25 protein-coding genes are annotated in these 24,002 nt (G+C 64.9%); 14 read left to right on the forward strand and 11 right to left on the reverse strand.

Annotation, left to right across the window (positions count from 1 at the left end):
• Positions 1 to 59: 59 nt before the first annotated feature.
• A complete protein-coding gene (locus AC5Y49_RS22500) occupies positions 60 to 608 on the forward strand; it encodes a DUF3558 domain-containing protein (RefSeq protein WP_499891488.1) in 549 nt (182 codons plus the stop codon).
• On the forward strand, positions 605 to 1,162 hold the full coding sequence (locus AC5Y49_RS22505) for a DUF3558 domain-containing protein (RefSeq protein WP_499891412.1): 558 nt from the start codon (positions 605 to 607) through the stop codon (positions 1,160 to 1,162). Before AC5Y49_RS22500 ends, AC5Y49_RS22505 begins: the two co-directional genes overlap by 4 nt.
• 7 nt (positions 1,163 to 1,169) lie before the next feature.
• Here AC5Y49_RS22505 and AC5Y49_RS22510 read toward each other — a convergent pair whose 3' ends face one another.
• Positions 1,170 to 1,538, reverse strand: coding sequence for a hypothetical protein (locus AC5Y49_RS22510; RefSeq protein WP_499891416.1), 369 nt, complete (start codon positions 1,536 to 1,538; stop codon positions 1,170 to 1,172).
• A 134-nt stretch (positions 1,539 to 1,672) separates the two neighbouring features.
• On the reverse strand, positions 1,673 to 2,161 hold the full coding sequence (locus AC5Y49_RS22515; protein WP_499891492.1) for a SixA phosphatase family protein: 489 nt from the start codon (positions 2,159 to 2,161) through the stop codon (positions 1,673 to 1,675).
• Between the two features lie 145 nt (positions 2,162 to 2,306).
• Here AC5Y49_RS22515 and AC5Y49_RS22520 point away from each other — a divergent pair, with 145 nt between their 5' ends.
• The gene (locus AC5Y49_RS22520) at positions 2,307 to 3,458 is read left to right on the forward strand and encodes a metallophosphoesterase family protein (RefSeq protein WP_499891418.1); all 1,152 of its coding nucleotides are present in this window, start codon (positions 2,307 to 2,309) and stop codon (positions 3,456 to 3,458) included.
• Complete coding sequence (locus tag AC5Y49_RS22525) at positions 3,455 to 6,073, forward strand: AAA family ATPase (RefSeq protein ID WP_499891420.1); 2,619 nt, start codon at positions 3,455 to 3,457, stop codon at positions 6,071 to 6,073. Before AC5Y49_RS22520 ends, AC5Y49_RS22525 begins: the two co-directional genes overlap by 4 nt.
• A gap of 96 nt (positions 6,074 to 6,169) precedes the next feature.
• Here the strand turns inward: AC5Y49_RS22525 and AC5Y49_RS22530 are convergent, their stop codons facing one another.
• Positions 6,170 to 6,517 (reverse strand): type II toxin-antitoxin system PemK/MazF family toxin, encoded by a 348-nt coding sequence (locus tag AC5Y49_RS22530; protein ID WP_499891422.1) that lies wholly within the window; start codon positions 6,515 to 6,517, stop codon positions 6,170 to 6,172.
• Positions 6,504 to 6,734, reverse strand: coding sequence for a ribbon-helix-helix domain-containing protein (locus tag AC5Y49_RS22535; protein ID WP_499891424.1), 231 nt, complete (start codon positions 6,732 to 6,734; stop codon positions 6,504 to 6,506). The genes AC5Y49_RS22530 and AC5Y49_RS22535 overlap by 14 nt, the downstream gene beginning before the upstream one ends.
• Positions 6,735 to 6,854: 120 nt before the next feature.
• Between AC5Y49_RS22535 and AC5Y49_RS22540 the strand changes: the two genes are divergently transcribed.
• The gene (locus tag AC5Y49_RS22540; protein WP_499891425.1) at positions 6,855 to 8,447 is read left to right on the forward strand and encodes a GMC family oxidoreductase; all 1,593 of its coding nucleotides are present in this window, start codon (positions 6,855 to 6,857) and stop codon (positions 8,445 to 8,447) included.
• A gap of 75 nt (positions 8,448 to 8,522) precedes the next feature.
• On the opposite strand, the gene AC5Y49_RS22545 is transcribed toward AC5Y49_RS22540, so the two are convergent.
• From AC5Y49_RS22545 to AC5Y49_RS22560, 4 genes are read right to left on the reverse strand one after another with little or no spacing between them, the layout of a single operon-like run.
• On the reverse strand, positions 8,523 to 10,184 hold the full coding sequence (locus tag AC5Y49_RS22545) for an ABC transporter family substrate-binding protein (protein ID WP_499891496.1): 1,662 nt from the start codon (positions 10,182 to 10,184) through the stop codon (positions 8,523 to 8,525).
• 1 nt (position 10,185) lies between these two features.
• Positions 10,186 to 12,030: a dipeptide ABC transporter ATP-binding protein gene (locus tag AC5Y49_RS22550; RefSeq protein WP_499891427.1), complete on the reverse strand. Its 1,845-nt coding sequence runs from the start codon at positions 12,028 to 12,030 to the stop codon at positions 10,186 to 10,188.
• Entirely contained in the window at positions 12,027 to 12,953 is a 927-nt protein-coding gene (locus AC5Y49_RS22555) for an ABC transporter permease (protein ID WP_499891430.1), read from the reverse strand. The genes AC5Y49_RS22550 and AC5Y49_RS22555 overlap by 4 nt, the downstream gene beginning before the upstream one ends.
• Positions 12,950 to 13,927, reverse strand: coding sequence for an ABC transporter permease (locus tag AC5Y49_RS22560; RefSeq protein ID WP_499891433.1), 978 nt, complete (start codon positions 13,925 to 13,927; stop codon positions 12,950 to 12,952). Before AC5Y49_RS22560 ends, AC5Y49_RS22555 begins: the two co-directional genes overlap by 4 nt.
• Before the next feature lie 167 nt (positions 13,928 to 14,094).
• On the opposite strand from AC5Y49_RS22560, the gene AC5Y49_RS22565 reads away from it, so the two are divergent.
• The 5 genes from AC5Y49_RS22565 to AC5Y49_RS22585 all read left to right on the forward strand — a co-directional run bounded on the left by AC5Y49_RS22565 (position 14,095) and on the right by AC5Y49_RS22585 (position 18,766).
• Complete coding sequence (locus AC5Y49_RS22565) at positions 14,095 to 14,586, forward strand: beta-class carbonic anhydrase (RefSeq protein WP_499891435.1); 492 nt, start codon at positions 14,095 to 14,097, stop codon at positions 14,584 to 14,586.
• A gap of 144 nt (positions 14,587 to 14,730) precedes the next feature.
• Positions 14,731 to 15,687, forward strand: a complete 957-nt coding sequence (cysD, locus tag AC5Y49_RS22570; protein ID WP_499891438.1) for a sulfate adenylyltransferase subunit CysD — start codon at positions 14,731 to 14,733, stop codon at positions 15,685 to 15,687.
• Positions 15,687 to 17,531 (forward strand): adenylyl-sulfate kinase, encoded by a 1,845-nt coding sequence (gene cysC, locus AC5Y49_RS22575; protein ID WP_499891440.1) that lies wholly within the window; start codon positions 15,687 to 15,689, stop codon positions 17,529 to 17,531. The genes cysD and cysC overlap by 1 nt, the downstream gene beginning before the upstream one ends.
• A complete protein-coding gene (locus tag AC5Y49_RS22580) occupies positions 17,528 to 18,256 on the forward strand; it encodes a 3'(2'),5'-bisphosphate nucleotidase CysQ (RefSeq protein ID WP_499891441.1) in 729 nt (242 codons plus the stop codon). Before cysC ends, AC5Y49_RS22580 begins: the two co-directional genes overlap by 4 nt.
• A 27-nt stretch (positions 18,257 to 18,283) precedes the next feature.
• Positions 18,284 to 18,766: an Rrf2 family transcriptional regulator gene (locus AC5Y49_RS22585; RefSeq protein WP_499891443.1), complete on the forward strand. Its 483-nt coding sequence runs from the start codon at positions 18,284 to 18,286 to the stop codon at positions 18,764 to 18,766.
• A 90-nt stretch (positions 18,767 to 18,856) separates the two neighbouring features.
• Here the strand turns inward: AC5Y49_RS22585 and AC5Y49_RS22590 are convergent, their stop codons facing one another.
• Positions 18,857 to 19,243: a VOC family protein gene (locus AC5Y49_RS22590; protein WP_499891444.1), complete on the reverse strand. Its 387-nt coding sequence runs from the start codon at positions 19,241 to 19,243 to the stop codon at positions 18,857 to 18,859.
• A gap of 100 nt (positions 19,244 to 19,343) precedes the next feature.
• A complete protein-coding gene (locus tag AC5Y49_RS22595) occupies positions 19,344 to 19,757 on the reverse strand; it encodes a VOC family protein (RefSeq protein ID WP_499891500.1) in 414 nt (137 codons plus the stop codon).
• A 39-nt stretch (positions 19,758 to 19,796) separates the two neighbouring features.
• On the opposite strand from AC5Y49_RS22595, the gene AC5Y49_RS22600 reads away from it, so the two are divergent.
• The 3 genes from AC5Y49_RS22600 to AC5Y49_RS22610 all read left to right on the forward strand — a co-directional run bounded on the left by AC5Y49_RS22600 (position 19,797) and on the right by AC5Y49_RS22610 (position 22,168).
• Positions 19,797 to 20,675, forward strand: a complete 879-nt coding sequence (locus AC5Y49_RS22600) for an LLM class flavin-dependent oxidoreductase (protein WP_499891502.1) — start codon at positions 19,797 to 19,799, stop codon at positions 20,673 to 20,675.
• A 64-nt stretch (positions 20,676 to 20,739) separates the two neighbouring features.
• Complete coding sequence (locus AC5Y49_RS22605; protein ID WP_499891446.1) at positions 20,740 to 21,837, forward strand: sulfite oxidase; 1,098 nt, start codon at positions 20,740 to 20,742, stop codon at positions 21,835 to 21,837.
• Between the two features lie 55 nt (positions 21,838 to 21,892).
• Positions 21,893 to 22,168 carry a hypothetical protein gene (locus AC5Y49_RS22610; RefSeq protein ID WP_499891447.1) on the forward strand — a complete coding sequence of 92 codons (276 nt, stop codon included), beginning with the start codon at positions 21,893 to 21,895 and terminating at the stop codon, positions 22,166 to 22,168.
• A 41-nt stretch (positions 22,169 to 22,209) separates the two neighbouring features.
• Here AC5Y49_RS22610 and AC5Y49_RS22615 read toward each other — a convergent pair whose 3' ends face one another.
• Positions 22,210 to 22,617 (reverse strand): ArsR/SmtB family transcription factor, encoded by a 408-nt coding sequence (locus AC5Y49_RS22615; protein WP_499891448.1) that lies wholly within the window; start codon positions 22,615 to 22,617, stop codon positions 22,210 to 22,212.
• A gap of 88 nt (positions 22,618 to 22,705) precedes the next feature.
• Between AC5Y49_RS22615 and arsM the strand changes: the two genes are divergently transcribed.
• Positions 22,706 to 23,524 (forward strand): arsenite methyltransferase, encoded by an 819-nt coding sequence (arsM, locus tag AC5Y49_RS22620; protein ID WP_499891451.1) that lies wholly within the window; start codon positions 22,706 to 22,708, stop codon positions 23,522 to 23,524.
• Positions 23,525 to 24,002 lie beyond the last annotated feature (478 nt).

Genomic DNA, 24,002 nt, shown 5'->3' on the forward strand with positions numbered 1-24,002 from the left:
TTGACCACCGGCGCTGCCGCTACAGTGCATCGTGTGATCAGCAGAAGGTGCGCGTAGTGGTGCGACGCAGTGTGGCAGCGCTGACCCTCGCGGTAGCGACTTTGATCCCGACGGTGGCCGCATGTTCCGATTCCAACTCCGACCAGCCGCAGTCGAGCGATACCTCGCGGCCGGCCTCCGCGCAGGGACATCATGGCCCGTTCTTCCCGCAATGTGGCGGCATCAGCGACGAGACGGTTGGGCAGCTGACCGAGATGAGCGGGCTGATCAACACCGCCCAGAACTCGGTGGGCTGCCAGTGGCTGGCGGGCGGCGGAATCCTCGGCCCACACTTTTCCTTCTCCTGGTATCGCGGCAGCCCGATCGGGCGGGAACGCAAGACCGAGGAGTTATCGCGGTCGAGCGTCGAAGACATCAACATCAATGGCCATGGCGGTTTCATCGCTATCGGCAGCGAGCCGACGTTGGGTGACTCTTTGTGCGAGATCGGTATCCAGTTCCAGGACGACTTCATCGAATGGTCGGTCAGCTTCAACCAGAAGCCGTTTCCCGACCCGTGCAACGTCGCCAAAGAACTGACGCGGCAATCGATTGCGAACTCGAAATGAGTCGATCGGCGCGGCACCATCTGCTCGTCACCGCGGCCGTTGTGCTCGCCGCGCTGGCTGTACTGACCGGCTGCACCAGGTCGGTGGGCGGCACCGCGGTCAAAGCGGGCTCGGGCGACGTCCAGCGCAACAACAATTCCGAACAGCAGTATCCGAATCTGCTCAAGGAATGTGAGGTGCTGACCACCGATCTCCTCGCCAAGACCGTGGGCGCCGACCCGCTCGATATCCAGAGCACCTTCGTCGGTGCGATTTGCCGTTGGCAGGCGGCCAACCCGGCCGGCCTGATCGACATCACCCGCTTCTGGTTCGAGCAGGGCAGCCTCGACAACGAGCGCAAGGTCGCCGAGGGGCTGAAGTACCAGATCGAAACCCGGTCGATCAACGGCGTGCCATCGATCGTGATGCGGCCCAACGACCCGAACGGCTCATGCGGTGTGGCCAGCGACGCTGCCGGTGTCGTGGGGTGGTGGGTCAATCCGCAGGCGCCCGGTATCGACGCGTGTGCGCAGGCGATCAAGCTCATGGAGCTGACGCTGTCGACGAACTCCTGACCGGGAGCTACTCGCCACCAGGGATTGGGCCGGCGTCGGGATCGTCGGCTTCGCCGTCACCGATCATCGGCGGCGCATCTGGCGCGTTGCCGAACACCTCCACCTGCATCGGGAGCGGGTCGAAGTCGTCGAGGATCGGCACTTGGCCGATGCCGCCGCTTGTCCCCGATCCGCCCAGAGCCTCGCTTCCCGGAGTAAGAACTTCGTGGTCGGCACTGATACCGCCGGGATTGAAAAACACCGATTCATTGGTGGTGAGCTCGGTCGAGGGCGTCTGCACTTCGGGTAGGGGCGGCCTCACCGGATTGGCGATGACGATGCCGGCACCCATGAGCAGCACGGTCGCCACCGCATACGGGCGGACGACTGATTCCATGACCATGTCCTCTGACGGCAGTCGTTACTCAGCGTTAAAGGCGCGCTCTCAGGCAATACTCGGCTTGTCAGAGACTAGCTGAGATTAACCTGAGGGAAGCGCGTATTCATTAATGTTCTCCTTATCGACGCGCCTCAGCGGGGCACATGAAAGTCGGTCAGGGCGGCGCCGCCGGGCGCGAGATCTTTCCACGAACCGACGACCTGCAGCGCCGCGATGCCCGACGTCGGGAACTTCGCCGCAACCGCGTCGACAGCAGCCGCATTGGTCCCCTCGGCGCCGGCCAGGATGATCGCCACTGCAGACATCGTCGGCTCGTGCCCGACGACGAGCAGCGTGGCGATCTCGTCGTCGATCGCGTTGATTTCATCGATCACCGTTCCGGGGCTGGCGCCGTAGAGCCGCTCGACGAATTGCACCGGCGCGTCGACAGCCGTTCGCGCCAGTGTCTGTCGGGCGCGCGTGGCGGTCGAGCACAGCACGGCGTCGACGGCGGGCAGTTGGGCGCGCAGCCAATCACCGGCCAAAGCCGCCTCCCTTTCGCCGCGCGGTGCCAGCGGCCGATCGTGGTCGGCTACCTCATCGGGATACGCGGATTTCGCATGCCGCAGCAGCACCAGCATGTGGTGTCGACCAGTCACGCAACCAACGGTAAGGCACCGCACCGCTACTGAACTCAGACCTGCCGATCGGCCTCCCCACACTTGTCGGGGCCCAGTCCTACACTCGCGATGCCTGATCACGAAGGGCAGAGGGGACGGGATCGATATGCGGTTCTTACACACCGCCGATTGGCAGCTCGGCATGACCCGTCACTTCCTTGCCGGCGAAGCCCAGCCCCGATACTCGGCAGCGCGGCGCGACGTGGTGGTCGGCCTCGGCGCGCTGGCCGCCGAGGTCAACGCCGAGTTCATTGTTGTCGCCGGCGACGTCTTCGAACACAACCAGCTCGCCCCGCAGGTTGTCAGCCAGTCGTTGGAAGCCATGCGCGCCATCGGTATTCCGGTCTACCTGTTGCCGGGCAACCATGACCCGCTAGATGCGGCATCGGTTTACACCAGCGCACTTTTCATCGCCGAATGTCCCGACAACGTGGTGGTCCTCAGCCGGGCCGGAAGCCATGAAGTGCGCCCGGGTCTGCAGCTCGTGGCCGCCCCGTGGCGGTCGAAAGCACCCACCATCGACCTGACCGGCGAGGTGCTCGAGTCGCTGCCGGCCGACGGCGTCGCCCGGGTGCTGGTCGCGCACGGCGGCGTTGATGTGCTCGACCCGGATCCCGGAAAGCCATCCTTGATTCGGCTGGCCGGAGTCGACGACGCGCTGGTCCGCGGCGCCATCCACTACGTCGCACTGGGTGACAAGCATTCGGTCACCGAGGTGGGCAGCAGCGGTCGGGTCTGGTATTCCGGGTCACCGGAAGTCACCAACTTCGACGACATCGAACCGCGACCGGGACACGTATTGGTCGTCGACATCGACGAAGCGGATCCGCAGCGCCCGGTCACCGTCGACGCCCGCCCGGTTGGCCGGTGGCGGTTTCTCACCCTGCGCCATCAACTCGACAACAACCGCGACATCGTCGATCTGGACCTCAACCTCGACCAGATCGGCGACAAGGACCGCACGGTGATCCGACTGGCCCTGGAGGGCTCGTTGACCGTCACCGACCGTGCTGCCCTGGATGCCTGCCTGGACCGATATTCGCGGTTATTCGCCTGGCTGGGCTGCTGGGATCGTCATACCGATTTGGCGGTGATCCCGGGCGACGGCGAGTTCGACGACCTCGGGGTCGGGGGATTTGCCGCGGCGGCCGTCGAGGAATTGGTCGCGACGGCACGTGCGGACAACGCCGAAGCCGCCGAGGATGCCCAGGCGGCGCTGGCGCTGCTCCTACGGCTCGCAGACCGAGGTGCGGCGTGAAGTTGCACCGGCTGGTCTTGACCAATTACCGCGGCATCGGCCACCGCGACGTCGACTTTCCGGACCATGGCGTGGTCGTGGTGTGCGGCGCCAATGAGGTCGGCAAGTCGTCGATGATCGAGGCGCTGGATCTGCTGCTGGAATCCAAGGACCGCTCGACGAAAAAAGACGTCAAGCAGGTCAAGCCGACTCACGCCGACGTCGGCTCCGAGATCACCGCCGAGATCAGCACCGGCCCTTACCGTTTCGTCTATCACAAGCGCTTCCACAAAAGGCCCGAGACGCAGTTGACGGTGCTGGCGCCCCGCCGCGAACAGCTGACTGGTGACGAGGCGCACGAGCGGGTGCGCGCCATGCTGGCCGAGACAGTCGACACCGAGTTGTGGCAGGCCCAGCGGGTGCTGCAGGCAGCTTCGACGGCGGCGGTCGACTTGTCCGGCTGCGACGCGCTGTCCCGGGCGCTCGACCTTGCCGCGGGCGACGCGGTCACGCCGTCGGGCACCGAGCCGGCGCTCGTCGAACGGATCGACACCGAATACGGCCGCTATTTCACCGCGACCGGTCGGCCGACGGGGGAGTGGGCGGCCGCGATGTCGGCGCTGCGCAGCGCCGAGGAAAAAGTAGAGCAATACACGGCCGCGGTCGCCGAGATCGACGACCGCCTGCACCGGCATGCCGCGCTGACCGCGGAGTTGGCGGAGTTGTCGCAGCAACGGCAGGTTACCAAGGAGCGGCACATCGCGGCTCAAGCCGCGGCAGACCACATCGGCTGGCTCACCGAACAGTTGCGAGAAGCCGAGCTCATCGCTGCGGCCGCGGCCGCCACCAGTACCGCGTCGACGGTCGCGCACAGCGAACGGGTGCGGTTGGGCAACGAAATCGGCACGCGCACCGCGACGATCGCTGCGCTGGACGCCGAGGTGCACGAAGCCGCCGATGCGGAGTCGACGGCTGCTGAGGTCGTCGCGGCCGCTGACTCCGCTGTCGAACAGGCCGGCCAGCGACTGGCGGCTGCCCAGCAGCGGGCCGGGTCTGCCCGGCGGATCGTCGATGAGCTGTCCCGCCGCGACGAAGCCGAGCGGTTGGCTGCCCGGTTGGACAAGATCGACGCCGCCCAGCGCGAACATGACCAGATTTGCGGCGAGTTGGCCGCGATCGCGCTGACCGACGAGGCGATGCAGCGCATCGAACAAGCCGCTGCCGCCGTCGACCGGGCCGACGGGCAACTCACGTTGATTTCGACGACGGTGCAATTCACCGCGGCCGCGGACGTCGACCTGTCCGTCGATGAGCAACAGGTGTCGCTGGCCGCCGGTCAGAGCTGGACGCTGACAGCCAGTGCAGCAACCGAAGTCGAGTTGCCCGGCGTTTTGACGGTACGGTTCAGCCCGGGGGTCACCGCAGCCGAGGTCCAAGCCACCTACGCTGCGGCACAAGACGAATTGGCAGCTGCACTGGCTGCGGGGCAGGTCGCCGACTCCGCAGCAGCGCGAAACACCGACCAGCGTCGCCGCGAGTTGCAGCACAGCCGTGACCGGCTCGCTGCCACTCTGATCGGGCTGTGCGGCGAGGACCAGATCGGGCAGCTGCGTTCGCAATTGGCGCAACTGCGAGCCGATCAACCCGATCCCGCCGGCGCTGCGATGGATAGTGCGGCGGCCCGCGCCGAACTCGAGGCGGCCGACGCGGCCAGCGTGCAAGCCACCAAAGACTGCGAAACACACCGACAAGTCGCGGCCGCAGCCCGCCGTAGGCTCAGCGAGATCACCACGCAGGCAACCGTTCTGCGTGACAAGCTGGCGTCCCAACGCGCGGAGTTGACTGCGGTTGCCGACCGGCTGGCCCAGCATCGGGCATCGAGCGCCGACGGCGATCTGGCGGCTACCGCTGCTGCCGATCAATGCGCGACACACGCAGCGCAGCAGCGGGTCGCCGAGCTGTCCGAGCAACTGGCCGCTGCCTCGCCCGACGCGGTGGCCACCGAGTTGGCCGAGGCCACCAAGGCGGTCGAAGCACTGCGGACCCGCCTTGACGAGTCCGATCGCGCGGTACGCGAGATCACCGTCGAACTCACGGTATTCGGCACCGAGGGACGTCAGGGCAAGCTTGACACCGCCGAAATCGAGCGCGAACACGCCCACAACGAATACACCCGGGTGGGCCGGCGAGCCCGCGCGGCGCAGTTGCTGCGGTCGGTGATGGCGCGTCACCGCGACACCACCCGGCTGCGCTATGTCGAGCCGTTCCGCGTCGAGTTGGAGCGGCTCGGGCGTCCGGTGTTCGGTCCGAGTTTCGAGGTCGACGTCGACAGCGCCTTGTGCATCCGTAGCCGCACCCTCGACGGGTGCACGGTGCCCTACGAGTCGCTGTCGGGCGGCGCCAAAGAACAGCTCGGAATTCTGGCGCGCTTGGCCGGAGCGGCGCTGGTGGCCAAGGAGGACACCGTCCCAGTGCTCATCGACGACGCGCTCGGGTTCACCGACCCGGCGCGGCTGGCCAAGATGGGCGAGGTCTTCGACACCCTGGGCGCCGACGGACAGGTGATCGTGCTGACCTGCACTCCTGACCGCTACGACGGCGTCAAGGGTGCGCACCGTATCGAATTGAGCGCTTAACGGGCGCGGTGGCCGGTTCGCCACGGGAGGCGGCACCGTCGAATACGCAGGGCAGACCGGTAACCCTGCATATTCGATTTCTGCACATTCCTGCGGCTACAGCGCTAAATGGAGTCTAAGCGCATCGTCGAGGTCGGTCAGCTCGGGAGGGGAGACGCGACCAATCCGACGCAACAGACGTTGCGCCGCAATGGACCTGACCTGCTCGGCCTGCGCCTTCGAATCAACGGCGAGACCACTTGCCGCCGCCGACAACAGCACCTGGAATGGATAGACCCTGTCGGTGTTACTGGTCACTGGGACGACAGTGACCATGCCACGGCCGAGACGTGTCGCTGCAGCGTTGGCCCGGTCATTGCTGACGATGACAGCTGGCCGCTGCTTATTCGCCTCGCTCCCGCGGACGGGATCCAGATCGACCTGCCATATCTCACCGCGCAGCATCGGTCACGTCATCTCCAACGGTGGTCTCCCACGCAGTGGAATCCTCGTCGGCCGACCACTGCGCCCACGCTGCGGCGTAGTCGTCCTCGAGGGCGGGGTAGCGCAGCATCGATACCGCGCGTTGCAAACCCGCCGACCGCGACGGCAGACCCGCTTTCTTGACGTATGCGTCCAACACCGCGATGTCCTCGTCGGACAAGCTCACGCTCAGCTTCATACTCGAATACTACTGAAGTAGCATTACAGTAGCAATGGCCCCCTGTCCGGCTGAGCACCAAATCCGACAGCCACGTGAGCCGATAGCTGATTCAATGAGCAGGACAATAGGGGAGACATCATGGCGGACGTCGACTGCGACTACGTGATCGTCGGAACCGGCTCGGCGGGTTCGGTGCTCGCCAATCGGCTCAGCGCTGATCCAGCGATCACGGTGCTGGCTTTGGAAGCCGGACCGCCGGACAAAAACAAATTCATCCGTATCCCCGCGGCGTTCTCCAAGCTCTACCGCAGCGAGGTGGACTGGGATTATCTGACCGAGCCGCAGAAGGAGCTGGGCGGTCGTGAAATCTATTGGCCGCGAGGCAAAGTGCTTGGCGGCTCGTCGTCGATGAACGCGATGATGTGGGTGCGCGGTTTTCAGGCCGACTACGACGAGTGGGCCGATCGTGCCGGACCGGAGTGGGGCTACGCCGAGGCGCTGGGTTACTACCGTCGCATCGAGAACGTCACCGCGGCGTGGCCGTTCGTCAGCGGTGACGACAGCGGCGTGACCGGTCCGCTGCATGTGTCGCCGCAGCGCAGCGCGCGTCCGTTGACGGCAGCGTGGCTGGCAGCAGCACGCGAATGCGGATTCGGTGCGGCGCGCCCGAATTCCGCTGAGCCGGAGGGCTTCTGCCAGACCGTCGTCACTCAGCGAAAGGGTAGTCGATGCAGTAGCGTCGACGCGTATCTCAAGCCGGCGATGCGCCGCAAGAATCTGCAGGTGCTCACCGAAGCGATCGCGACCCGTGTCGTCATCGACGGCGGCCGCGCAGTCGGTGTCGAATTCGAACAGGACGGCCAACGGCGCATGGCGCACGCGCGCCGGGAGGTGGTGCTCTGCGGCGGCGCCATCAACAGCCCGCAGCTGCTGATGCTCTCCGGCATCGGCGACCGCGACCACCTCGACGACCACGGCATCGACACGGTGTGCCATGCGCCCGAGGTCGGCCAGAATTTGTGCGACCACCTGGTCACGCCGCTGGGCTTCGACGTAGCCGAGGACAGCCTGTTCGCCGCCGAGAAGCCCAAACAGCTGATCAACTACCTGCTTCGCCACCGGGGCATGCTCACCTCCAATGTCGGCGAGGCCTATGGCTTTGTCCGCAGCCGGCCCGAGTTGGCCCTGCCCGACCTCGAGTTGATCTTCGCCCCCGCACCGTTTTACGACGAGGGGCTGCTACCCGCACCGCCCGGACACGGCGTCGTGTTCGGACCGATCCTGGTCAGACCGGAAAGCCGTGGGCAGATCCTGTTGCGCTCGGCCGATCCGTACGCCAAGCCGACCATCGAACCGCGGTATCTGTCCGATCCCGCCGGCGTGGACCGCGCCGCGATGATGGCCGGCCTGCGAATCTGCGCGCAGATCGCCGAAGCCCCGGCGCTGAAGGGCCTCCTCGGTGCGATCGCACGACCGCGCAATGCCACTGAACTCAATGAGGCCACCCTTGAGGAGGCGCTCGAGACCTGTTCACACACCCTGTATCACCCGGTCGGCACGTGCCGGATGGGTAGCGACGACACCAGCGTCGTGGATCCGCAGCTGCGGGTCCGCGGCGTCGATGCGCTCAGGGTTGCCGACGCGTCGGTGATGCCGAGCATCATCCGGGGGCATACCCACGCGCCGTCGATCCTGATCGGGGAGAAAGCTGCGGATCTGATCTGCAGTTAGTGCGCTTCGCCGAACGTGAAGCTGTTGCGATGTTTTCGCGGTTTTTTCGCAGTGGCTTCACACTCGGCGAGCGATTTACTCCCGCAAGAACCCAACCGCCGTGTACACCACGTCGGCCAGTCCGGGCGCCCCGTAGTTGGCCAGATTGCTGCGCACCGCGATGTCACCGGGCGATTGGAACAGCGGCAAGTTGAAGCCTTCCTGCCAGATCATCGTGTCGACGTGGTTGGCGAGCAAGCTGGCCTTGTCCGGGTCCAGCTCGGATAACGTCTCGTCGATTTTGGCGTCGATCGTGGGGTTGCCGATCTTGCCGAAATTGCTGTCACCGTCGGATTTGTATATCTGCGGCAGCGCAGACAGCGGGAAAGCGTTACCCACCCAACCGAATTGCACCATGTCGAAGTCACCGACGGCCACGTGCTGGCTGAAGAACCCGGTGCCCGGCTTGGGGTCGAGTACCAGCTTGACACCGATGTGCGCCAGGTTCTGCTGGGCCACCAAGGCGATCTGGCGCGCCGATGGGCCGTCGTAGAACACGTCGCGGATAACGAGCTGTTTGCCATTCCTCTCGCGCACTGAGCCGTTGAGCTTCCATCCTTGCACGTCCAAGTCCCTGCGCGCTTGGTCAGGGTTGTAAGCTGCTGGCGCGCTGTTGTTTTCGTAACCAACCTGGCCGGCGACGTAAATATGGTTGTCCAGCGGCGCCGGATTGCCGGTCAGCCCGTGCTGCACGACGCTGACGATGGCCTGACGGTCGATGCCTCTACAGATCGCGAGCCGCAGCTTCTCGTCGGCCAGGATGGATCCGGGTGCGCCGTTGAAGGTGAAGTGATACCAGGTAGGTGCCGGTGCGCTCCGGATCACGATGCCAGGGGTGCGTTGCGCGGTCACCATGTCGTCGAGCGTGCTCACGCCGGCGGCATCGATCGCGTTGTTCTGCAGGGCGGGGATGACGGCGGTGGCGTCGAGGACTAAAAATGTGATGGAGTTCAGCCGCGGCTTGGCGCCCCACCAGCTTGGATTTCGGTTCAGCACAATGCGTTGCGCGGTCCGGTCGATCGTGGTCACGATGAACGGCCCGGCCGACGGGCCCGGAGCGTCGAGTTGGCCGTTGTTGAAGACGTCGGGGTTCGCCGTCATGCTGCGTGGTTGCATGCCGCCGGCAAACATCCCGCGCCACTCCGCGTACGGCTTGTCGAACGTGATCACCGCTTGGTGCTCGTCAACGCCTCTGGTCACCGACTTCACCTGTTCGAACCCGGCTCGGCTGGCGATCAAATACCGCTTGTCGCGGCCGCTGCACGCATCGACCTGCGATTTGAGGTCTTCCCAGGTGATTGGGGTGCCGTCGCTCCACACTGCTTTCGGGTTGATGGTGTAGGTGACGACCTGAGGGTCGGTGCCGGTCAGCTCGGCGCCGAGGAAGTAGTCGGTGTTGAGTTTGAGCGACCCGTCGGCTTGGGTGATGAACGCCCCCGGCAACGTCGGGGAGATAACCGAACCGAGGTCTGCCGTGTTGCCGTCAATGTTCCAGTTGTTGAAGTTCGGCGGGAACGACGTCAGCGCGAGCCGCAGGTCGCCGCCGTCGCGCAGCGTCGCCGGGTCGCGGGGGTTGATGTCACTGGTGGTGCCGACCCGTGCGGCGTGTGTCTCCGGCACGTCCTGGTACCCGGCTGAGCAGCCGGCGACGATCACACAAGCCAGCAGCGCAAGCCAGCGAACGATCACCCGGACGATGCTAACGAACATCTGCGTGCGCCTGCGGGACCGCGGCCAGTAGTCGACGAGTGTATTCGTGCTGCGGGTTGGTGAACACCTGCTCGCCGTCACCCTGTTCCACGATCGTTCCCCGGTACATCACCGCCACCCGGTGTGCCAGGTGTTTGACCACCGAAAGGTCATGCGATACAAACAGATACGACAATTCGAATTGCTGCTGCAAGTCCAGCAGCAGGTTGATGATGCCCGCCTGGATCGACACGTCAAGCGCCGACACCGGCTCGTCGAGCGCCAGAATCTTCGGCCGCAGTGCCAGTGCCCGCGCGATACCTATCCGCTGTTTCTGCCCGCCGGAGAACTCGGCGGGATAGCGGCTGGCGTCGGCGTGGTTCAGCCCAACAATCGCCAGCAGCTCGGCGACCCGTTCCTCGCGCTGACTTCTGTCAAACCCATTGGCGACCAACGGTTCCGCGACGACATCGTACACCGGCAGCCGGGGGTCCAGCGACGCGACCGGATCCTGGAACACGACCTGCAACTCGGTTCGCAGCTTGCGACGGGCAGCTGAGTTCAGGGTCGCAACGTCGGCGCCGAGAATCTCGATGGAACCCGCCTGGGGCTTGGCGAGTTCGAGAATCTGGGACAGCGTCGTCGACTTGCCCGAACCGGATTCACCGACAATGCCCAGGGTGCGGCCCTGCTCCACAGTGAAGCTGACGCGAGAGACCGCGCGTACCTCACCTACCTGTCTGCGCAAAACCACACCCTTGGTGAGTCGGTAGGTCTTGGTAAGGTCGGTGACGTGCAGCACCACCGGTGGTTCGCCGTCCGTGTTATCGCCGGTCACCGGTTCCGTTGACACGCCGAAGACTTCGGCCGCACTGCGTCCCGCGACGTCGTCGGTGCGGATGCAGGCTGCCCAGTGGCCATCCCGGACAGTGACGAGATCGGGCTCGGCCGAACGGCATTCGTCGATCGCCAGCGGACAGCGGGGAACGAACGGGCAGGCCCCAGGCGGCAGCGCCGTCATCACCGGCGGCGCGCCCGGGATCGGAATCAGCCGGGTGCCCTGCGGGGCGTCAAGTCGCGGCACCGAACCCAGCAACCCGACCGTGTACGGCATCCGACGGTCACGGTAAAGCTCGTCGACGGCAGCGATTTCGACTGGACGTCCGGCGTACATGACCAGTGCGCGATCGGCGAACGCCGACACCACACCCAGGTCGTGGGTGATGATCAGCACGCCGGCGCCGGTGGCGTCGCGCGCGGTTCGCAGGACGTCCAGGATCTGCGCCTGCACGGTGACGTCCAGTGCGGTGGTCGGTTCGTCGCAAATCAGCAGGTCCGGATCGTTGGCGATCGCGATCGCGATCACCACCCGCTGCCGCTCGCCGCCGGACAACTCGTGCGGGAAGGCTCGCGCCCGGCGCCCTGGCTGCGCGATGCCGACCAGTTCGAGCAGTTCCACGGCGCGCTTGCGGGCACCGGCTCGGCTGATCTCGCGGTTGTGGATCTCGATGGCCTCGGCTATCTGGTCGCCGACGGTGTAGACGGGCGTCAGCGCCGACATCGGGTCTTGAAACACGGTGCCGACCGCCTTACCGCGAATACGTGACATCGCTTGGTCGGACCGCCCGAGCAGCTCCTCGCCGTGCAACCGTACTGATCCCGATACGTCAACGTATTCGGGTAGCAATCCGACGACGGCCATCGCGGCAGTGGTTTTGCCCGAGCCGGATTCGCCGACGATAGCGACGACTTCACCTGGATCGATGTGATAACTCATGTCGCGTACCGCGGGCACGCGCGCGTCGTCGGTTTCGAAGCTGACGTTCAGATCCGTCACCTCCAGCAGCGCGCTCACCGTGGGTGTCGCTTCTTGCGGCCTGGTGATCGGCTGCCGGGATCCAGTGCGTCCCGTAGACCGTCTCCGGCGAGGTTGGCACATAAGACGATCAGCACCAACGCCCCCGCCGGAACCAGGAAGACCCACGGGAACGTGGTGGCCGAAGGGGTGCCGTCCGCGATCAGCGTGCCCAGCGACACGTCGGGTGGTTGAACACCGAACCCCAGGAAGCTCAAGCCCGTTTCGGCCAAGATCGCGAATCCGACGTTGAGCGTCGCATCGATGATGAGGATCGAAGCGACGTTCGGCACGATGTGACGAATGATGATGCGGCGGCTTGGCACTCCCATATACCGTGCCGCCCGGACGAATTCGCGTTCACGCAAGCTCATCGTCAAACCGCGCACCATCCGCGAGCTGACCATCCAGCCGAACAGCGCGAGCAACACGACGAGCCACAGAATGCTGCTTGACCCCTTGATGCGGGGGGTGATGATCGCGATCAGGAGGAAACTCGGCACCACCAGCAGCAGGTCCACCAGCCACATCAGCGTCCGGTCGCGCCAGCCGCCGAAGTAACCCGCCACCGACCCCACGGTGGCGGCGATACTGGTCGAGATCACTGCCACGCAGAAACCGATCAGCATCGACTTCTGCATGCCGCGCAGGGTCCGCGCCAGCAGATCCTGGCCAAGCGCGTTGGTGCCGAACCAGTGCTGCAATGACGGCGGCTGCAGCAGCGCGTCGTAGTCGAGAGCGGTGTAGCCGTAGGGAAGGAGCAGTGGCAGCGCGTAACAACTGACGAACAGCAACACCAATAGAGCCAGTGCCACCGCCGCGGGCCTGTTGCGGAGGAACCGACGTACCACGAGGTTTCGTCGCGAGATGAAGACGGCCGGGTGTGTGGTCGATCGCACCGGTGTGGCAGCTTCCTGCGTCATGACACCCGAATCCTCGGATCCAGTGCCGCGTAGATGACGTCGGATAAGAGTCCGGCAAACAGAATCGCCGCGCCCGAGAACACCGTGATCGCCACGACAACGTTGGTGTCTTGAGCCGAGATGCCCTGCACCGCCCATTCGCCCATGCCATGCCAGCCGAAGATCTTCTCGACGAAAATCGCGCCAACGACCAGCCCGGCGACTCCGTAGGCGAACAGCGTGGCCATCGGGATCAGCGCGGTGCGCAGGCCGTGTTTGAACAGGGCGCGCCGACGGCTCAGGCCTTTGGCGCGAGCGGTCCGAATGAAGTCCTCGCCCAGCACGTCGAGCATCGCGTTGCGCTGGTAGCGGCTGAAACTTGCGATCGCGCCAAGTGCCAGTGTGAGCGTCGGCAGCACGATGTGCTGCGCGCGGTCGACGAACTGGTCCCAAAATCCAGCGAGCGGAATCGGCGACGTCTCACCGGTGTACAGAAAGATGCGCACCCCGGTCAGCATGTTCACCCGCAACCCGGCCAGGATGAGCAGACCCGCCATCACGAAGGTGGGGATGCTCAGGGTGATCAGCGACAACACCGTGACCACGCGGTCGCTCAAGCGGTACTGCCGAATCGCTCCCCAGGCCCCCGCGACGACGCCGATCACCGTGCCCAGCACCGAACCGATCACGACCAGCCGCAGACTGACCCCGATCCGGCGCCACAGTTGTTCGGAGACGGGGTGACCGTCCACCGTGGCGCCGAAGTCACCTCGGACCGCGCCGGATATCCAGTGTGCGTACCGGACGGGTATGGGCTTGTCCAAGCCAAGCTGAGCGGCTTTGGCGTGGATGGCCTCCGGCGGCGGCGCTGGGTGGCGCTGGATGAGACTGTCCAGCGGATGAAAGGTCAGCGAGGTCAGGCAGAACGCCAAAAACGACGCCAACGCCAACAGCACGATGTAGTTCAGTAGCCGGCGCACCAGGAAGCCGATCATGCCCGCCGGCCCCGCCCGTGTCGCATGGGCACAGGGTATGAGATGCACTCAACGATTCACGCGAACAGATCCGATCCGGTTGATTCGGACCGGTGAAACCGGAGTTGCCGATTGTTAAAATCAGCCACCCGAGTGCTTGATCCAGCAAACAAATCAAGGAGATTGGCGTGACGGTTACCGATGACTACCTGGCTCACAACGCCGAATACGCAAATTCCTTCAACGGGCCGCTGCCGATGCCGCCAAGCAAACACGTGGCAATCGTCGCGTGTATGGACGCACGACTGGACGTCTATCGCATGCTCGGGATCGAGGAGGGCGAGGCGCACGTCATTCGCAATGCCGGCGGCGTGGTTACCGACGATGCGATCCGGTCGCTGGCGATCAGCCAGCGGTTGCTGGGCACCCGGGAGATCATCCTGATCCACCACACCGACTGCGGAATGCTCACCTTCACCGACGACGACTTCAAGCGCAGCATTGCCGACGAGACCGGTATCAGACCGTCCTGGGCCGCCGAATCCTTTCCCGACTCGGCCGAAGATGTCCGGCAGTCATTACGTCGCATCGAGTCCAGCCCGTTCGTCACCAAGCACGAGTCGCTGCGCGGCTTCGTCTTCGACGTCGCCACCGGCAAGCTGAACGAGGTCACCGTCTAGGCGCGCGGACGAGCGCGCCGGCCTGCGCTTCCTGTCCCGCGCGCCAGTTGATTGACAAGCCGCGGTCACCGCTGGTTTCATACGTGGTAAAGCTCAGAAAGATGGCCAATCCAGCCTACTTTACCCAGAATCCTGCGGGGGCCCATGACCAGCCATGTGACCGCCGGCCCAGCGGCCGGACACGATGATCGCCGCCCGGTTCCCGGGCAATACGAGCTCAGCCATCTGCGTTTGCTGGAGGCCGAGGCCATCCACATCATTCGCGAGGTGGCCGCCGAGTTCGAGCGTCCGGTGCTGTTGTTTTCCGGCGGCAAAGACTCCATTGTCATGCTGCATCTGGCGCTCAAGGCGTTCCGCCCGGGCCGGCTGCCGTTCCCAGTGATGCACGTGGACACCGGGCACAACTTCGACGAGGTCATCGCCACCCGCGACGAGCTGGTCGCGCAGACAGGCGTGCGACTGGTGGTGGCGTCGGTGCAAGACGACATCGATGCGGGGCGGGTCGTCGAGACCATCCCGTCGCGCAACCCCATTCAGACGGTGACGCTGCTGCGTGCGATCCGGGAGAACCGCTTCGACGCGGCGTTCGGCGGCGCGCGGCGCGACGAGGAGAAGGCCCGCGCCAAAGAGCGGGTGTTCAGTTTCCGTGACGAGTTCGGCCAGTGGGACCCCAAGGCCCAGCGCCCGGAGCTGTGGAACCTCTACAACGGGCGCCATCACAAGGGTGAGCACATTCGGGTGTTCCCGCTGTCGAACTGGACCGAGTTCGACATCTGGTCCTACATCGGCGCCGAGAAGGTGATGTTGCCGTCGATTTACTTCGCCCACCGACGGAAGGTCTTCGAGCGCGACGGGATGCTGCTGGCCGTCCACCGGCACATGCAACCCCGCGCCGAGGAAGAGGTGTTCGAGACGACGGTGCGATTCCGCACCGTTGGCGACGTCACCTGTACCGGCTGCGTGGAATCGACTGCGACCACCGTGGCCGAGGTCATCGCCGAGACTGCAGTGTCACGCCTGACTGAGCGCGGCGCGACCCGGGCCGACGACCGCATCTCCGAGTCGGGCATGGAAGACCGCAAACGGCAGGGGTACTTCTGATGGCGACACTGCTTCGCATCGCGACGGCGGGCTCTGTCGATGACGGCAAGTCCACGCTGATCGGGCGGCTGCTGTATGACTCCAAGGCCGTCATGGAAGACCAGTGGGCATCGGTGGAGCGCACTTCCAAAGAGCGCGGCCACGACTACACCGACCTGGCGTTGGTCACCGACGGTCTGCGCGCCGAGCGTGAGCAGGGCATCACGATCGACGTGGCCTACCGCTACTTCGCCACGCCCAAGCGGAAATTCATCATCGCGGACACGCCAGGCCACATCCAGTACACCCGCAACATGGTGACCGGGGCGTCCACGGCCCAGTTGGCGATTGTGCTGGTCGATGCTCGCCACGGCCTGCTGGAGCAATCCCGTCGGCACACCTTCCTGGCGTCGCTGTTGGGCATCCAGCACATTGTGCTCGCGGTCAACAAGATGGACTTGATCGGCTGGGATCCTAAAGTTTTCGAGGCGATTCGCGACGAGTTCCATGCCTTCACCACGCGTCTGGACGTGCATGACGTGGCCACCATCCCGATGTCGGCGCTGCACGGCGACAACGTGGTGACCAAGTCCGACCAGACACCCTGGTACGACGGGCCGGCGCTGCTGTCGCATCTCGAGGAGGTTTATATCGCCGGCGACCGCAACATGGTCGACGTGCGGTTCCCCGTTCAGTACGTCATCCGGCCCCAGACCCGCGAGCATCAAGACCACCGCAGCTACGCCGGCACCGTGGCCAGTGGGGTCATGCGTCCCGGCGACGACGTAACGGTGCTGCCGACCGGCAAAACCAGTCGCATCACGGCGATCGAAGGGGCGACCGGACCGGTGGAGGAAGCGTTTCCGCCGATGGCGGTTTCGGTGAGCCTCGCCGACGACCTCGACATCTCCCGCGGCGACATGATCGCCCGGCCCACCAATCAGCCCAGGGTGGCCCAGGAGTTCGACGCGACGGTGTGCTGGATGGCCGATTCCGCGGCCCTGGAGCCCGGCCGCGACTACATCATCAAACACACGACCCGCACCACTCGGGTGCGGGTCACCGAGCTGGACTACCGGCTCGATGTCAACACTCTGCACCGCGACAAGTCCGCAACAGCGTTGCAGCTCAACGAGCTTGGCCGCATCTCACTGCGCACCCAGGTGCCGCTGCTGCTCGACGAATACAGCCGTAACGCCAGCACCGGATCGTTCATCCTCATCGATCCGGCCACCAATGGCACCGTGGCGGCGGGCATGGTGCTGCGCGACGTCTCGGCCCGCACCTCGAGCCCGAACACGGTGCAGCACAAGTCGCTGGTGACCGCCGAGGACCGGATGGCGCGGGGTCGCACCGTGTGGTTCACCGGTCTGTCGGGGTCGGGCAAGTCCTCAGTGGCCATGCTGGTCGAGCGCAAACTACTCGAACAAGACGTGCCCGCTTATGTTCTCGACGGTGACAACCTGCGGCACGGCCTGAACGCCGATCTGGGATTTTCCATGGCCGACCGGGCCGAGAATCTGCGTCGGCTGGCGCACGTGGCGGCCTTGCTCGCCGATTCGGGCCACACCGTGCTGGTACCGGCGATCAGCCCACTTGTCGAGCACCGCGAACTGGCCCGGCAGGTCCACGTCGAGGCCGGCCTCGAATTCCTCGAGGTGTTCTGTGACACGCCGCTGGAGGACTGCGAAAAACGGGACCCCAAGGGGCTTTATGCCAAGGCGCGCGCCGGATTGATCACGCATTTCACCGGTATCGACAGTCCGTATCAGCGGCCGAAGAACCCAGATCTGCGGCTCGCGTCGGACCGCAGCCTCGAGGAGTTGGCGCAGCAAGTCCTCGACCTGCTCGAGCCCGGCGCGTGAACGATCACGAGCTGGCCGCGCAGCTAGCCGGCCAAGCCGGTGAGCTGCTGCTTGCCGTGCGAGACGAGCTGTCCCAAGCGACGGAGAGCGAGCGAAAAGCGGCGGGGGACAAGCGCTCCCACGATTTCTTGATGGATGCCCTGGCGCGTGAGCGGCCCGAGGATGCGGTGCTTTCCGAAGAAGGCGCCGACAATCCGGTGCGCTTGCAAGCCCGCCGGGTGTGGATCGTCGACCCGTTGGATGGCACTCGGGAGTTTTCTGAGCTCGGCCGCGATGACTGGGCAGTTCATGTCGCACTGTGGGAATCCGGGGAACTCGTTGCCGGGGCGGTCGCGCTGCCCGCGCAAGGGGTCACGCTGGCCACACCCGACGTCGCGTTCCCACCGGCATATTCCGGTCCGCCGCGGATCGTGGTATCCCGCACCCGGCCGCCGGCCATTGCCCTGCAGGTCCGTGACCACCTCGACGGCACCCTGGTGGCGATGGGATCGGCCGGAGCCAAGGTCGCCGCCGTCGTGCAGGGTTTGGCCGATGTCTACGTCCACGCCGGCGGGCAATACGAATGGGATTCCGCAGCACCTGTCGCAGTGGCCCGGGCGGCCGGACTGCACACCTCGCGGATCGACGGGACACCACTGGAGTACAACCGTGCTGATCCGCTGCTGCCCGACCTGGTGGTGTGCCGGCCCGAATACGCCAAGGCCGTGTTGGCTGCAACCGGCTAACCGCAGAGCAGTGGCAGAATCCACAGCATGCGGATGTCGGCCAAGGCGGAATACGCGGTGCGCGCGATGGTGCAACTAGCAACGGTCGACGACGGCGCACTGGTCAAAACCGACGAGCTGGCCCAAGCGCAGGGCATACCCTCGCAGTTTCTCGTCGACATTCTGTCTGACCTGCGCACTGATCGTCTGGTCCGCAGCCACCGCGGCCGCGACGGCGGCTATGAACTGGCGCGTCCCGGCACCGAAATCAGCATCGGCGACGTGTTGCGCTGCATTGACGGGCCGCTGGCCAGTGTCCGCGACATCGGGCTCGGCGATCTGCCGTATTCGGGGCCGACCGCCGCGCTCACCGACGTGTGGCGGGCGCTGCGGGCCAGCATGCGCTCGGTGCTGGAGGAAACGACGGTGGCCGACGTGGCGTCGAGCAACCTGCCCAAACACGTCGCCCAGCTTGCCGATGACTATCGGGACCAGGAAAGCCAGCGCCACGGCCCCCGCTCTACCGGCTAACCGCGCGAGCGTGCGTGTCCCCGGCCGACACGCCGACATAATTCCCGGTTTTGCGCACGCTCGCCTCGCTCGCGCACCTGGCGATTAGTTTTAGCCCGAACCGTATGGCCGGGTGATGATCTCCAGAAAATGGCCGCTGGGGTCTTGGAAGTACACGCCGCGACCGCCGTCGTTGTGGTTGATCTCGCCGGGGCGCTGACCTCGCGGATCCGCCCAGTGCTGCAGCCCGCGCGACCGGATCTTGCCGTAGATCGCGTCGAAGTCCTCTTCGGAAACCAAGAACGCGTAGTGCTGTGGATGGATCTCCGCGTCGTCGGGCACCTCGGAGTAGTCGAGGTCGGCGCCGTGCTCGAGTCGGACGCTCAAAAAGTGCCCGAACGGTACCGGATCGGGCAGCCCGAACAATTCGGTGAGAAACGTCGCAGACTCCCGCTTGTCGCGAGCCGCGACGATGGTGTGGTTGAAAGCAATCGGCATTGTGCTGCTCCATATCTCCAGATCTCCGGCGAGAGTGCGTGTTTGTACGTCGACACGCCGCAACTGATGTCATTCTGCGCACACTCGCGGGGGGTGTCGACTACTTCGGGGCGGTCAACTCCAAGGCGATGTTGTCCGGGTCGCGGAACTCCAGGATGTAGGACGGTCCGATGTCCTTGACCGGCCCGTGGTCGATACCCAAATCGTCGAGATGCTCGGCCGCAGCGTCTAATTCGTCCTTACTGGCGGCCCGGAAGGCGAGATGGTCCAAGCCGACGCGGTCCTCGTCAAAGCGGTCGTTCGCAACCGGGCGTAAACCGATCAGCGCGCCACCCAGGTCGTAGATGACACCACCGAATAGGAACCCGAGTTGGTTGCGGGTCGCGGCCCCGGCGTTGTCGGGCACCTCAAGCAAAACCGGCCAGCCGAACACACTCTCGTAGAACTGGCGGGATCGCTCGATATCGGTCACGGTGAGCCGAAGGTGCGCAATGGAGGTGGTGGTGATGCCCACTTGAGACATGCTGCCAGAATCACCGTCGTGCAGATAGCAATGACGATGCCGGTAATGGAGCCGGATTTGGATGCGGGTGTGCTCGCGGCCTGGGCGCGTGCGATCGACGAGGGGCCGTTCTCGTCGCTGTGCTGGGGCGAGCGGATCGCGTTCGAAAATCCCGAAACCTTGACCCTGCTGGGGGCGCTGGCCGCATGGACCGATCGAGCCCGCTTGGTGACGACGGTCATCGTGCCCCAACTGCATGACCCGGTGATGCTGGCCAAGGCGCTGGCGACCGGGGACATGCTGTGCGGCGGCCGTCTGGTCGTCGGTATCGGGATAGGCGGGCGCAACGAGGACTACCAGGCGGTGGGCGCAGACCTGGCGACGCAAACGATGCGCGGCATGGCTGAGCCGGTAGCGATCATGAAGCGCGTGTGGGCGGGCGAGAAGATCACCGAGTCGGTGCTGCCGGTGGGGCCGTCACCGGTTCAGCCAGGTGGGCCGCCGCTGCTGGTCGGCAGCATCGGGCCCAAGACCATCCGCAGCGCTTCCGCCTGGGCCGACGGGCTGGCCGGCACCACGTTGGACCTCGACGTCACAAAGCAGAACGAGCTGTTCGACGTCGCACGGGCCGCCTGGGCCGAAGCCGGCAAACCCGAACCGCACTTGACGACGTCGTTCTGGTTCGCGCTCGGGCCCGGCCGGGATGCGCGTGAACAAGTGCACCGGCACCTGCGCCGCTACATGAACTGGATACCGGCGGAATACGTCGATGCGATGGCCCCCGCGACGGGATTTGCCGGTAGCGAGGAAGAACTGCTCGCGGTGCTGCGAAGCTTCGAGGCCATCGGCACCGACGAAATCCAACTCATCCCAACCAGTTCCGACCTCGACCAACTTCGGCGCGCCGCAGACGTGGCAGCTGCGCTTTAGGCGAGATTCCCGACTTCCCGTCAAGACTGCGCAGCAAACCGCGAGGTTGCGGCAAGCTGGACGGATGTGGGGTAAGAGCGCGGCCACCATCGTGCACGAGCGCTGCCCGTTCAATGCTGAAGCTGGGGCCGCGGAGCTGGCCAGAAGCGAAATCACCCCGCTGAATACGTTCTATTGCCGCAATCACGGTCCGATTCCCGACATCCCGGTCCACAGTTGGCGCCTGCGTGTCGATGGACTCGTCGCCAAGCCGCTGAGTTTGAGCTTCGAGGAGCTGACCAGCGCGTTCAAGGTCCACACTGTTATCGCCACTTTGCAGTGCGCGGGCAACCGGCGCGACGAGTTCAACGAGATTCGCCACATTGTCGGTGAGGATCCGTGGGGCTCGGGAGCGACCTCGACGGCGGTATGGCGCGGCGTCGCACTGGCAGACGTGCTCGACGCCGCCGATACCCGTCGTGACCACGGCTTGCACGTCGCGTTCGCGGCTCCCGACAGGTCTCCGATAGCCTCGCCGGCTCAGGTTTTCGGTGGTTCGATTCCGTTGGAAAAGGCCATGTCGGACGAAGTCCTGCTGGCCTGGGAGATGAATCATCAGCCGCTGCCACGGATCCACGGCGGCCCGGTGCGGGCGGTCGTGCCTGGATACATCGGCGCCCGCAGCGTCAAATGGATCGACACCGTCACGGTGCAAGAGTCGCCGTCGCAGAACTATTTTCAAGCAGTCGCCTACCGGCTGCTGCCCGCGGACCGCGATCCCGACACCGTCGCTCCGGGTGAAGGCATCTCGTTGTCGTCGGTGCCGCTGAATTGCGACATTCTTGCTCCCACCGACGGTGGCCGAGTTCCCAGTGGATCGCTGACCATTCACGGGTATGCCTTCGCCGACGGCAATCACGGCATCGCCCGGGTTGACGTGTCGCTGGATGAAGGCCGCAGCTGGCGCCAAGCTGAACTCAATCCGCCGGCGAGCCGATGGGCGTGGCAGCACTGGTCGCTGACCGTGACGACTCGGCCGGGACCGTTGACGGTGATGGCCCGCGCATGGGACGCGACGGGTGCCACTCACCCCGAATCCGCTGCATCGCTCTGGAACCCGAAGGGTTACGCCAACAATTCCTGGCCCAGCGTCCACGTCGACATCACGTCACCGACGCGCTGAGGTGTTGGGCCAAACCGCGGTGCGCTTGTCGTGTCCTGCTCTACGGTCGGGACTTATGAAAAAAGATGAACAGCTGGATGAGGAAGAACACCAAAGTTTCAGCCAGATTCGTAACTATGAACTCGACCCAGAGGCAGTGACCAGCCGCGGGCTCCGCGACGCGCTGGCCAACCTGGGCGTGAAAGCAGGACGCAACCCGCTCAAGCTACTCGTCGTCATGTTGGTCGCGATCCGGCACACCAGCACCGCGATTTTCGAACTGGAAAAGCAGATCATCGCGTTACGCAGAGAGATTCGCGGACGACAAGAGACCGACTCCGCTGCGCGGTGACGTTACTAAGTGGTGCTCTTTCGCGTATTCGATGTCCTCGATCAAGGTTCTCGGGCAGCTCGCATACGCCGATGTGGGCGGGTGGCGCTGCCGAGCGTGTCGGCCAGCGTGTCCAACACGTCTGGCACAAGCCGGTAGTACGCCCACTTACCGCGCTGCTCCCGTTCGATCAGCCCGGCCTCGACGAGGATCTTCAAATGGTGCGACACGGTCGGTTGCGATAGACCCACGGGGTCCGTCAGCTCGCATACACACGCCTCGGCGCCCTCATGCGCCGCGATCAGCGATACCAGGCGCAGTCGCGTCGGCTCGGCAAGCGCTTTGAGGACTGCAGCTAACCGTTCGGCGGCCGCGTTGTCCAGCACCGCACCGGTGAGCGGGCTGCAGCAGGCCGCCATGTCGGCGACGAGCGACGATTCCGCAGTCGTGGGCACAGCAGTGCGCGGCATGCCCCGATTCTGCCACACCCATTGACAACCATCGATGGATGCGGCACCTTTGTCACATCGACATGCATCGATGTGAGGGAGCATGGAAATGGCGACCGAAGACGCGGAACTCCGCGAGCAAGTACGGGAGCGCTATGCGGCGGCGGCGACGGCGGTGAGTACGGGCGCCACCAACAGCGACGTGCTGACTGCCGAGAGCTGTTGTGCGTCGGGCGGCTCGGCGGATCTCACCATCACTTTCGGCGCCGGCTTATACAGCGCTGGTGAACATTCCGAATTACCCGCTGATGCTGTTGCGGCGAGCCTGGGTTGCGGCAACCCAGCCGCCGTCGCGGAGCTTCACCAGGGCGAACGTGTCCTTGACTTGGGCTCTGGGGGCGGGATCGACGTTTTACTCTCGGCGCAGCGTGTCGGGCCGGACGGGTTTGCCTACGGCGTCGATATGACCGACGAGATGCTGGCCCTTGCCGAAGCGAACAAAGCGAAAGCCGGCGCCACCAACGTCGAATTCCGCAAAGGCACCATCGAGGACATTCCGTTACCTGACGCTGCCGTCGACGTGGTGATCTCCAACTGCGTTATCAACTTGTCGGTCGACAAGGCGGCCGTGCTCGCCGAAATGTTCCGGGTCCTGGCCCCCGGCGGCCGGATCGGGATTTCCGACGTCGTCGCGGAGGACCACCTGACTCCACCCGACCGCGCCGAGCGCGGCTCCTACTGCGGCTGCATCGCAGGCGCCCTGTCCAAACAGGAATACCTCGACGGCCTAGCTGCGGCCGGATTCACCGATGCCTCAGTGACTTTCACTCACCAAGTCGCCGACGGAATGCATGCCGCGATCATTCGCGCCACCAAATCCGCCGAATCATCTGCGGTTATGGCAGCGGCGATGGGAACCGCTCTATAGTGCTGCGCCTACCGCGACCGGGCCGATTCGAACCGGACGGTAAGCGAAGGCCTTTGTCTTGTAGCCATCTTGAGCTAGTGCATTATGTTGCCGCGGGCGACGGACCCGACCGCTACGAACACGACGCCGAACAATGTAGCGGCGAAGCATCCTTCCGCGACTGGAAATAGGCGGTTGTATTTCGCCGCCGTCAGCACCAGAACCCCTCCGACCACAAGCGGGGCGATCGGGGCGAAAAGCCAGTAGTACAGCACCGCAGCGGGAGACATCGCAAGCAGCCCGATTGCCAAGCCCAACAACATCAACGGCGAACCTGGACCGACCGGGCTTGCCGTGTCTAGCTCGCTTTCCGCTTCCCAAGACATACGCGACTCCCAGTTATGCTAAAAGTGCTTGTGCAGCAAGAGATCCCACAATTATCCACCCGGTACATGGCGCGACGATCAACGCTAAGCCGATTGTCGAAGCCCTCGCCCGG

The organism is Mycobacterium sp. NGS62, from assembly GCF_059812285.1.